The following is an 11,340-nucleotide window of genomic DNA, read 5'->3' as shown; positions in this document are numbered from 1 at the left end:
CATCCCAAAAATATATCCCGAAAATTCATTGTGAAAAAACGTCGTAGTCTAAGTGGTACGCTCCAATTACGTCCAACGTTCCGGCGCTTGGCGAGGTTGCGAACTTCGGAACTGATTATTTTCTGTTAAAGATAAAATTTCTTGCGAAACGTAAACGTGAATTTACTACAAAATTCGCAATCTTGCCAAACGCCTGTTAGCTGTTGTTTTTCTTTCCGACTTCCAATGTGTAATAATTTCTGTCTTTTGTTATAAACTTAATTTCGATTTCGTGTCCAGTGTAAATTGCTCTTAAAGTTTTATTAATATCTTCTGTATATGCTGTATTTTCAACTTTAAGTTTTTCACCTTCAAGATTTTCAAGCCAAATTAATTCTTTTGAATAATTATCATAATTTGGTAAGTTCTCTTTTTCGATAACTTTAATTTTAATTTTATTTTTTTCTAATTTGCTTTCTGAAAAAAAACGTAATGACCAATTCGTTTTTGGATTATATTTTGACAATATTTTTTTTAGCCATTCATCTTGATATTCCTTTTGGATATTTTCAGTTAGATTTTCGTCAACATACATTTTAATTCTTAAGTTTATGTAATTGTTATCGAAATTAATGATTTCATTTTCAATAAATAAGTGTTCAGTATTTTCAAGATGATTATTTATGAACTTATTATTTATTGTGCCAACAGTTCCGCTTCCGCCAACTGAACCTTTTGCGTAAAGATTCACAATTGAAGAATTTGGTTTACTCCAAATATTTAGTTCATCTCCAATCTCTATTTCATATTCACTTTTTATTCTGTTAAATTTAATATTACCTTCAAAAGGTAAATTTTCTGAACTTTTAGAAGTTCCAAATAAGAATGAAAAAAATCCCATAATTTTCTTTTTTGAAGTTTCGTGATTTAAAATAACAGCTAACGTTCTGGCGCTACACGAGGTTTGGGATTAAAGATGCGAGGTTTTTCGGTTAAACACAAATTCCCCAAGTACAAAACTATCTTTAAATTCAACCTAATGCCCAAATCTCGTGTAACGGCTGTTATCACTCGTTTTTATTCAGTTAGTGTTTTATTTATAATCCTCTCTATGCCTTTCTTTCCAATTTCACTTAAACCTCCATATTTCATATTCGGTGAAAAAGGAATTGATTTTGTCATTCCACAGCCTTCCAAACACAACCAGATTTTACCGATTTCCTTATTTTGCTTATTATAAAATCTCAAAATATATTCTGACTCAGTAACTTTCCAAGTTGTTTCTCCCCAATCGAAATTAACAGGATTATTGAAAAAAGCAATTACTTCTGATTTACTTGATTTCGATAATGTGTTTGAAGTCAAACGACTTAACAAAAATCTGTTTTTAAATAGTTTCACTTCTGCAACTTCTTCTCTAGGGAAGTTATATTTTTCATTCCCAAAATTCCTTTCAAAAGCTTTTTCTTGTTCTTCAGTTGTTTTGTACATATAAAATTCAATCATCTCTTCTTTCGGTGTGAAAGTCGCATAATATTGTCCTCTATCAAAAACATCAGAAACAAAAACAAATCCAATAATTATAATAATAAAAACGGCAAGAAATATTTTCCAAATAGTTTTCAAATTGCACTTCGGTTTTAAAATGAGTGATAACGTTCTGGCGCTTGGCGAGGTTGCGAACTTCGGAACAGATTATTTTCTGTTAAAGATAAAATTTCTTGCGAAATGTAAACGTGATTTTACTACAAAATTCGCAATCTTGCCAAACGCCTGTTAGCTGTAGTACTTTTTATTCTCTTTCGTCTGCTTTCCAATCAATTTCTCTCTTTATTTCTTCAAACGTATAATTTCCAAGTTTTAAAATTTCTCCTTTTTCATTTATATATCCGAAATTTTCGCAAACAATAGAGTAGTGTTGGCAATCTTCTTCTTTTGCGTGTTCTTTCCAAGGAACTTTTTTACACTTTTCTCCAATTATTGCTTTTCCATTATGAAATGAAGTCACAATTTCAAATTGAGGTTTTATAACTATTTGACCTTTTTCGTTTGCAAATCCAATTTTATTTTCGCCATCAATTATTCTAATTTTATTTTCAATTAAATAATCTGGACTTGGTTCTCCAAAACTTGTATTATAAACTTGAAACAATATATTTTCTTTTGCATCAATTGCAGTCCAACCAGGATTTCCTTTCTTGCCAAAAACCGCAAAATATCCATAATTATCAAAATTGAATGTCATGTAATATTTTGACGAATCTAATACTTTTATTAAATTATTTTTTTCATCAATAAGTGAATAAACATTTCTCCAAGTTTCAGTTTCTTTTTGTTCAACTTTGAATTTAGTTTGTGAACTCAATTTCGATAAAAACATTACTGATAATATTATAAATTTTAATCTCATATGCGGTCATTTTTGTGGTATTACAGCTAACGTTCCGCCGCTTCTCGTCAGTTGCGAACTTCGGAACGAATTATTTTCTGTTAAAGATAAAAATTCTTGCGAAACGTGAACGTGAACTTACCACAAAATTCGCAATTGCGAGAAACGGCTGTTGGCAGTAGTTTTTTTATTTATTAAACCTTTTTTTTGCTATCAATCTTTCATATTTCATAACCAGCTTCGCAATTTCGTTTATTAACGTTTTACTCTTCAAATCAAGATTATACTTGTAATTCATATTTTCTTCTTTTCCATCACTGTCGGCAGATTTTAATAAATCAAAATCATCAAATCTCTTTTCAGTTATCTTTTCTTTCACAATAATTTTGAAGTTTTGATGATGAGAATGATCACGCATTTTGGTGAGTATTCTTTTTTTTCCATTTTCTATATCTATAAATTGATAATGCTTAACTTTTTCAATTGTAATTGCTCTTTCATTTTCGAAATAATCCTTCCAAATTTTATCTGCGTTAATTTCAATTGTTGAATATTCAAAACAACTATCTTTTTTCGTCAGTAAGGTTTTGTTATTTTCCTTCCAAAAGAAATAGGTTGGTTCAAATTCGCAATAATCATTTATAGTTTCTTCACTATAAAGTTTTACAGAACCAACTGAATAGTCATCAAATACACAAATTGTATCAATTTTCTTTTCTCTAAGTTCAATTAAAAAGTTTTCTGGTGAAGTTTGGCAAAAACAAGGAATACATATTAAAAAAGCGAATATTATTTTAAGATTTCTTTTTTCCATTTCTATCGTTTCGTTTATTGTAGTGTTTCTGAAAATTACTGCCAACGTTCCGGCGCTTGGCGAGGTTGCGAACTTCGGAACCGATTATTTTCTATCAAAGATAAAATTTCTTGCGAGAAATAGACGTGTATTTACTACAAAATTCGCAATCTTGCCAAACGCCTGTTGGCAGATCGGTTTTATTTTTCAGTCAATATTTTTCTTAACTTTTGATAATCGCCACTCATTCCAAATTCTTCTGTGTTAGATTTTGTTCCAACAATTACATTTGCATCGCAGCCAAAACAAATTTTTGCGATTCCGATTATTTTAGATTTTCTTTTAAAAATTAAAATGTCTCTGTAAATATAAATACAAGCTGTTGCATAAGATTCTGAATGCTTTTTCTCTGTAAAAATTTCGTCTATTTTGTCGAACTTTTTTGGTTCAATTTTCGATTTTGTATAGCCGAAAGATTTTAAATTGTCAATAAAATTTGTGTCTGTAATTGACTTAGGAATTTCACCTAAAATCACACCCATTTTTAAAGAATCTTTTACTGATTTTTTTTGATTATCATATAATTCTTCAATTTGGTCTTCTTCAATTTCGTTTTGATAATACTCAATTTCGTCATATTCAAAATATTTTTCTCCTGTAATTTTCGGTTCTTTTATGACACTTTCAACATTCTGCATTTCAATATTTTCTGCTTTAGTTTCTTTTTTGAAATTACAGCTAAAAAGTAAAATTGCTAATAAGAATATTATATTTTTCATTTGATTCAGTTTCGTTTTTTCGTTCCGTTTTTCCAAACTGTCTGCCAACGTCCCGCCGCCTCATGCCGTTGCGAACTTCGGACCCGATTATTTTCCACCAAATATAGATAAACTTGCGAAACGTAAGCGTCAATTTAGGAGAAAATTCGCAATGGCTTGAGACGGCTGTTATAGGGCGGTTGAATATTTTAAAGTTTCTATTTTTCAGATTTTGCCTTTCAAGTTTCGCTTTTCGGTTTCCACTTTCAAGTTTCGTTTTTTAGATTCTGCTTTTCAAGTTTCGCTTTTCGGTTTCCACTTTCAGGTTTCTTCTATTCAGATTTTGCTTTTCAGATTTTGCCTTTCAAGTTTCGTTTTTCAGATTCCACTTTTCGGTTTCTGCTTTTCAGATTTTACTTTTCAGATTTTGATTTTCAGATTCTGCTTTTCAAGTTTCGCTTTTCGGTTTCCACTTTCAAGTTTCTACTTTCAAAAACTCTAGCGGAAGATTAATTTATTTCTAATTCTTAATGTCTGCGTAAATTCGCAACTGCCCTATAACGTCCCCGCGCTACACGCGGTTTGGGTCTAAAGTAGCGTTATTTTTCTGATTTGCCAAAACTTCCAAATACAAAACCAACTTCAAATTAAGCCAAATGCCCAAATCGCGTGTAACGTGTGTTATGCAGCGTTGCGACACGTCTGAAAAGCACCAAAGTTCATCCGTTCCAATTTTTCAGCCCAATGTCAGCAACTTTTCCACGTTTCAATTTTGGTCGCTTTCAATTTCGGTCGCTTTTCCGTTTTCTGTTTGTCGTCAGAATTATGTTTTTCCATTAAAAACTCAAAATAAAAAACGAAAAATTTTCCGCCTTCCGTTTTCCTCAAAGTGATTCATATTTGCTTGTCTTTTGAATTTCGCTGTCAGATTCCGAGCTTGATTTTCGTCGGCTCGCTAGCTAGTTCATTATTATCTTTTCATTTTCAAAACGTCTGGTTGATGTCGGCTGTTTCTTTTCAACGGAGCAATGCGGCATAACGTTCCGGCGCTTGGCGAGGTTGCGAACTTCGGAACTGATTATTTTCTATCTAAGGTAAAATTTCTTGCGAGAAATAAACGTGAATTTACTACAAAATTCGCAATCTTGCCAAACGCCTGTTAGCAGAAGGCATGATGTTGTTTAAAAGCAATCCCAATAACTTTCGATACTCTTTTCTCCACAATCTTTACAAACAAAGTAATATATGTTACCAACATCGCCAATCATTATTCCGTGGCTTGACCAATTATCATAATCAGGAGGACTTTCAACTCCATCCTCTGCGTCGTCACTTGATAGCTGGAATAAAAAATCTTTTGTTTTTCCGCAATTACATTTTGGATAAAATGGGCTTTGAGTAAAACTTGGATAACCACTAAGTTTGGTATTAGGTATAGGATTATATTTATCCATAAATTCTTCAGAAAACTTTTCTCCAAATTTATTTTCAATTTCAACAAAGTCATCTTCATTAAAATCATCAAAATTTGGGAAATCAAATTTTTCTGTAGGTTTTAAATAACAATGTGGAACTTCAGGTTCAAAGTCAGTTAAATTGTTTTTTTCTTTTTTAAATTCGTTATTTATTTCACATTTAACTTTTGAAAAATAATGAAACATTTTATGGTCATAGAATTCACTGTATGAATCTTTACAATCATTATTTGGGCAACGGAATAATTGAAAAATGTTTGAGTCGTTAGGGAAATAAAATTCTGAGAAATCCTTTTTATAAATTTGAAAGACAAAATTCAAGGAACTATGGCAAGAGTTACATATTGGATATTCAGAAAATGATTCTAAATTTGGATAACCGCCGAATTTACTTTCTGTCCATTTTATTTCGTTTTCTGATTTGTGAGGTTTTAATAAAACAGTTTTTCTACCATATTTTTCTGAAAGATTTTTTATGTATTCTGTTTCGAAAAATTCTTCACTTGTCATGTTTTCGTTTTTCATTTTTTCAGAAAAATTTAAACCAAATATTTTTTTAAAAAAGTTCATTTCTTCGTTTTTTTTAATGCTTTCTGCTAACGTTCCGGCGCTTGGCGAGGTTGCGAACTTCGGAACTGATTATTTTCTATCAAAGATAAAATTTCTTGCGAGAAATAAACGTGAATTTACTACAAAATTCGCAATCTTGCCAAACGCCTGTTAGCGGATGGTTTTTTTTTATCTAATCGTAATCCAATCCATTTTTGTTTCAATTATTTTCGGTTTAGTTGGCATTTCAATTTCTTTATATTCTCCAATTCTGTTATTTTCGTCAGTCAAAAATACAAAGTTCCAATTGTTTTTTTCATCATACATGAATTCCCAATCCATCATTAAATCTTGAATAATTTCAATATTTGGATATTTATGTTGTATGTCTGATATCTTAGATTTTGGATTTAAACCATTTTTTGTTTTTAAATTTTTATTTAAGGCAATAAGAACAAATATTTCTTCAGAATCTCTTTTAGGAACAAGCGCTAAAACAGGCTCGTTTTTTAGTGAATAAATATAAGCTTTTCCACCACCATCAAAACCAAAATCATACGCTTCAGCTTCTTCTTTAGTTAATCCATTTAGCATTTTTTCGGCATCAATAATATTCATTCCAATTTCTATTTCGCCAATTTTTCCTTTCGATATTTTAAATTTTTCAAATTCAAATGTTTTAGTTTCTTTCTTTTGAGTTTCAACTTTCTGAATTTGATTATTCCGAGTTTCAATTTGTTTTCCAGTTTCGTTTTTACACGAAATTTGAAGTATGATTATAAATAATAAAGTTAATTTTATTTTCATTTTTTCTTTTTTGCAATATTGGTCTAAACTATCCGCTAACGTTCCGCCGCTTCTCGTCAGTTGCGAAGTTCGGAACTTTTTATTTTTCTGTTAAAGATAAAAATTCTTGCGAAACGTGAACGTGAACTTACCACAAAATTCGCAATTGCGAGAAACGGCTGTTAGCCGTTCGGTGTTGCTACTTTCATTTAGTTATTTTTCAATATCAACTTAATTCCCTTTTTCTTTAGTAATAAGTTTGTAATTTCCAAATTTCAATATTGCAACAATAAGTAAAAGCATAACTGCCGAAGAATAATTTTTTGTATTAAAAAAACAATGTGCTATGTTATTTCTTAAATTCATTCCCTCTGAAGTAAACAGAAATTTAAAAAAAGCAATGTCGTCTGCAGGAATCAATGACTTTAGCTTTTCGTTCTCTAATAACTTTTCAAAATTAATTCTTTCTTCTGTTCCGCTTTCTTTGATTTCAATTGTTTGGGCGCCAATCACTCTTGAAAATTCACGCAATAAACCTTCAAATTTTAATACTAAACTATCTATTGCTAAAATGTAACCCTGGGAATTATGTTTGTTTGTTTTAATATCAATTTCTGATTGAACAAAGAAACTTTGTAAAGATGGTGACAATAATTCAATCCAATTAAAACCTTGAGTGTCATTATTTGTGTCCAAATATGTAAAATCTTGACCGTACCAAGAGTTTTTTTTCAAGTAATTAATTAAACTCTCATATGAAATTTTGCCACTTTTAATTCCCTTTGAAAAGACAAGCCAAGTGTGTTGAATGGTGAAATTATTAATATATATTGAATAAGAATTAATTCCGCCTGATTTATTTTTATTGATGTTTTTATTGATATCAAAAACAATAGTTGATATGAAGTCAAAACTTGCTGGTTTAATTTCTTCGTTTAAGGTTGATGCATTAGGAATTAATTTCTCTAATATTAAATAATTATATATGTCATAATCGCTACCTTTCTCAATAAGTTGAGTTGTTTGTTCTTTAATGGAATTCCACCATTGATTTAACGGTTTATTTATGTTTTCATTTTCCGACTCAAAAGAGACTTTCTTAAGGTCAATGCTTTTTTTGGATTGTTCTAATAAAACAGCTGTTGCCTCAATCTTTGCTTTGTTGTCTGCTTTTTTATATTCTTCTAATGCGTTTGTATAATAATGATGAGCAATAAAGCCTTGATTTTTTTCAGTTTTCAATTGTGCGATATGATAATCACCTAATTTTTCGTGAAATTCATTTGTAGGGATTATTAATTTTTGGCTTAGAATAACTAAAAGATTTAGATAGCTTTCTAAAACTCTTGATTCTAATTTTTCAATTGATTTTTTGGAGTAATTATAAAATATTTGAATTAAAGAAGAATCTGTTTTTTTATTATTTTCAACTATAAATTCCATCAAGGAATATTTAATAAAATCATTTAGTTTATCGCTTTCTAAAAGCGACAAAAAATATTGAATCACTTCATCTTTTTTGAAATTCACTGTTTGACACAATACAAAAAGATTTTTGAAATATTTGCCAAACGAATGACATTGTAAATTATCATCAACGGAAAACGATGAGTTCTGCAAGAGTAACAAATAATTTTCAATTGCTTGTTTGGCAAAATCAATATGTTTTTTAGGACTTAACCAAAGCAAATGATTGTACTTAGCTTTATACTTTGGATTGTTTACAATGTTAGCTCTTGATTGGATATAATCAAAGTTATCGTCAAATAATTCTAATGTTGGATAAGCGTTTCCACCCATTTGAAATTTTGGAATATGTACTCCATTTTCTATTGAAAAGTCAGCGAAGAATAATTCATAAGAACAAATTTTCTTTAAGCTTTCTTCATCTGTTCTATCTCTTAAATCCGTAATATATTTGTAAGTGTTTAAATCTAAATGTTTAAAATTAGTGTCATTTTCAAGATAATCGTAATATTCTTCTAAGTTTTGAAAATTCATTTGATATTTTATGTAGATTTCTTTTTTACGCGGGTTTCGACACTGACGGCTAACGTTTTGCCGCTTGGCGCTGTTGCGGATTTTCAGCACCAAACTCTCACAAATATAAACAAATTTTTAATTCAAGACTTAAGCTTCCAAAAAATCACCGAAACCGCAATGGCGCCAAACGGCTGTTAGTGGTTCGGCAGTTTTAGAAATTCCGCATCACCATTTTATTTTTCAAGTTTCTGTTTCTGATTTAAAGTTTCGCTTCAAAGTTTTGCTTCAAAGTTTTGCTTCAAAGTTTTGCTTCAAAGTTTCGTTTCGAAGTTTGTATTCAAGTTTTGATCCTAAGTCTGCTTTAAAATTTCTCTTCGAAGTTTTACATCCAAGTTCTGATTCTAAGTTACGTTTCAAAGTTACGTTTCAAAGTTTTGCTTCCAAGTTTTGTTTCAATTTTTTTAGTAACAATTACGGATTTTTTTAATTCGAAGAGCTTTAACCAGTAATAATATCAAACGTCTTGCGGAAGACAAATGTGAAGTGTAATTGATATGATCTGCGTAATTTCTGCTGCTGACCACTAACGTTCCGCCGCTTCTCGTCAGTTGCGAAGTTCGGAATGAATTATTTTCTGTTAAAGATAAAAATTCTTGCGAAACGTAAACGTGAAGTTACCACAAAATTCGCAATTGTGAGAAACGGCTGTTACCAGCAGCTTTTTTATATCCACACCATATTTGTATTCAATCCCCATTTTCTATTTCGTTGTCCAGAAATAAACTTCGTAATCTCTTCCAATGATTTGTGTTTTATGATTCCCATTCCAACACCAGTCCACAAATCCACAATACCTTTTGAATTATATTTTATAAAAAGGAAATGTGTTGAACTTCCAATTCCGCCAGTTCCATATGTCAAAACCAAAATGTCATCACTTTTGGCTAGAAAAAATAATCCTCGACTTGGAATTTTCGTTTCTATTACGCATCCTTGCTGATATTCTTCTTTTGGATTTGCAATCTCAAATTTCTGTGCGATACAATCTAATTGTTTTTTCACTTCTTTCGGAATAGTATTCTTGTCATTAAGAACAACAAATTTTTCACTTTGAAACTTATTTAAAAAATCATCTAAATTTCTGTTTTCAAGTATTTTATTTTCATCAATTTTATATGGACAGTTTATCTGTGAAAAGCTATTCAGAGAAAATAGAATTAGAATGATAAATTTCAATTTTTTCATAGTTGTATTTGAAGCAGATTCGTGGTAAAGTTGCTGGTAACGTTCCGACGCCTCACGCCGTTGCGAACTTCGGAACCGATTACTTTCGGCTAAGATAAAAAAACTTGCGAAACGAAAGCATCAATTTAGGAGAAAATTCGCAATGGCTTGAGACGGCTGTTATATGCCGCTTAAACTTTTTTCTTGACTAATTTTCAGTTTACACTTTTCGGTTTCTGCTTTTGAGATTCTGTTTCAAGTTTCGTTTTTCAGTGTCCACTTTTCAGTTTTCAGTTTCTGCTTTCAAGTTTCGTTTTTCAGTTTACACTTTTCAGTTTACACTTTTCGTTTCTGCTTTTCAGTTTCTGTTTTTCAGTTTCTGCTTTTCAGTTTCTGCTTTTCAAAATTATTCCGTTACGTTTTAAAGTCGAAAAGTAGAGTAGGAGTGATGTTCTTCGAATTTATGTTTTCTGTCGCAGATAAGTGGCATATAACGTTCCGGCGCTTGGCGAGGTTGCGAACTTCGGAACCGATTATTTTCTATCAAAGATAAAATTTCTTGCGAGAAATAAACGTGAATTTACTACAAAATTCGCAATCTTGCCAAACGCCTGTTGTGCGATCGCTTTTATTTACAAATTTCAGTTTTTAATTTTTCAGAAATGTTTTCCCATTTCGTTTTTTCGGTAATTATTAATTTACAATTACAATCTTCAGCAACAATTATAATATGCTTATACCAATCAACATATGTCCAATTTTTTGGTTTTGGAGAATACAAAAAATGATTTTCATTATCCCAATGCACTTCAGTTGCAGTTCTGTAAATTAATGTAAATTTTACTTTTTCGGGTTTGATATACAATCTTTCTATATTATCAATACCAATTTCGATTATATTATCGGTTTCCATTTAATCAAACATTTCTTTATACTTTTTTACGTGTTCTGGAAATTCAGTTTCAAAAAATGGATATGGAATACCAACAATTGTTATTTCAAATTCATTAGAATCCATTCCCGAAACAGAAGTTGCCACTCCAGTAATTTCATTTCTATATTTATTAAGAACTTTTATGTTCGGTATATTTAAAGTTAAAATCAACTTTTCGTCTTCATAATCTGTAAATTCAATTCTGTTTTTTGTACAATAATCTTTGAAAAAATTATAACCAGAAATTATATTTTCAAATTTGATTTTCCCAAATACAGTTCCCATCGGCGCATCAGAATTCTCAAGTTCTGTAGTTCCAATTTTAATATTGTCCATTTGAATTTCGTAGGTCAAGTTTTCCATATTACGTTCCGTTTTTCCAAAGTGTCGTACAACGTTCCGGCGCTTGGCGAGGTTGCGAACTTCGGAACTGATTATTTTCTATCAAAGATAAAATTTCTTGCGAGAAA

General features: G+C 30.5%; 11 protein-coding genes. All 11 read right to left on the bottom strand.

Features of this window, described 5'->3' with window-relative positions:
• Nucleotides 1–196 precede the first annotated feature (196 nt).
• The gene (locus G9Q29_RS14640) at nucleotides 197–880 is read right to left on the bottom strand and encodes a hypothetical protein (RefSeq protein WP_166139162.1); all 684 of its coding nucleotides are present in this window, start codon (nucleotides 878–880) and stop codon (nucleotides 197–199) included.
• Between the two features lie 176 nt (nucleotides 881–1,056).
• Nucleotides 1,057–1,605, bottom strand: a complete 549-nt coding sequence (locus G9Q29_RS14635) for a hypothetical protein (RefSeq protein ID WP_166139160.1) — start codon at nucleotides 1,603–1,605, stop codon at nucleotides 1,057–1,059.
• Nucleotides 1,606–1,771: 166 nt separating this feature from the next.
• Complete coding sequence (locus G9Q29_RS14630; RefSeq protein WP_166139158.1) at nucleotides 1,772–2,389, bottom strand: WG repeat-containing protein; 618 nt, start codon at nucleotides 2,387–2,389, stop codon at nucleotides 1,772–1,774.
• Between the two features lie 166 nt (nucleotides 2,390–2,555).
• Complete coding sequence (locus tag G9Q29_RS14625) at nucleotides 2,556–3,182, bottom strand: hypothetical protein (RefSeq protein ID WP_166139156.1); 627 nt, start codon at nucleotides 3,180–3,182, stop codon at nucleotides 2,556–2,558.
• Between the two features lie 179 nt (nucleotides 3,183–3,361).
• The gene (locus G9Q29_RS14620; protein ID WP_166139154.1) at nucleotides 3,362–3,940 is read right to left on the bottom strand and encodes a hypothetical protein; all 579 of its coding nucleotides are present in this window, start codon (nucleotides 3,938–3,940) and stop codon (nucleotides 3,362–3,364) included.
• A gap of 1,160 nt (nucleotides 3,941–5,100) precedes the next feature.
• Nucleotides 5,101–5,964, bottom strand: a complete 864-nt coding sequence (locus G9Q29_RS14615) for a DUF1963 domain-containing protein (protein ID WP_166139151.1) — start codon at nucleotides 5,962–5,964, stop codon at nucleotides 5,101–5,103.
• A 168-nt stretch (nucleotides 5,965–6,132) separates the two neighbouring features.
• Entirely contained in the window at nucleotides 6,133–6,750 is a 618-nt protein-coding gene (locus tag G9Q29_RS14610; protein ID WP_166139148.1) for a hypothetical protein, read from the bottom strand.
• 210 nt (nucleotides 6,751–6,960) lie between these two features.
• Entirely contained in the window at nucleotides 6,961–8,730 is a 1,770-nt protein-coding gene (locus G9Q29_RS14605; RefSeq protein ID WP_166139145.1) for a DUF4209 domain-containing protein, read from the bottom strand.
• Between the two features lie 705 nt (nucleotides 8,731–9,435).
• On the bottom strand, nucleotides 9,436–9,957 hold the full coding sequence (locus tag G9Q29_RS14600) for a hypothetical protein (protein ID WP_166139142.1): 522 nt from the start codon (nucleotides 9,955–9,957) through the stop codon (nucleotides 9,436–9,438).
• Nucleotides 9,958–10,564: 607 nt separating this feature from the next.
• The gene (locus G9Q29_RS14595) at nucleotides 10,565–10,849 is read right to left on the bottom strand and encodes a hypothetical protein (protein WP_166139139.1); all 285 of its coding nucleotides are present in this window, start codon (nucleotides 10,847–10,849) and stop codon (nucleotides 10,565–10,567) included.
• On the bottom strand, nucleotides 10,850–11,233 hold the full coding sequence (locus tag G9Q29_RS14590; RefSeq protein ID WP_166139136.1) for a hypothetical protein: 384 nt from the start codon (nucleotides 11,231–11,233) through the stop codon (nucleotides 10,850–10,852).
• Nucleotides 11,234–11,340: the final 107 nt, after the last annotated feature.

The sequence above is a fragment of the Flavobacterium turcicum genome (genome assembly GCF_011365745.1).
Classification (GTDB): Bacteria; Bacteroidota; Bacteroidia; order Flavobacteriales; family Flavobacteriaceae; genus Flavobacterium; species Flavobacterium turcicum.
Note: the sequence above shows the minus strand (reverse complement) of the source record. Positions and strands in the feature narration are given on the sequence as shown.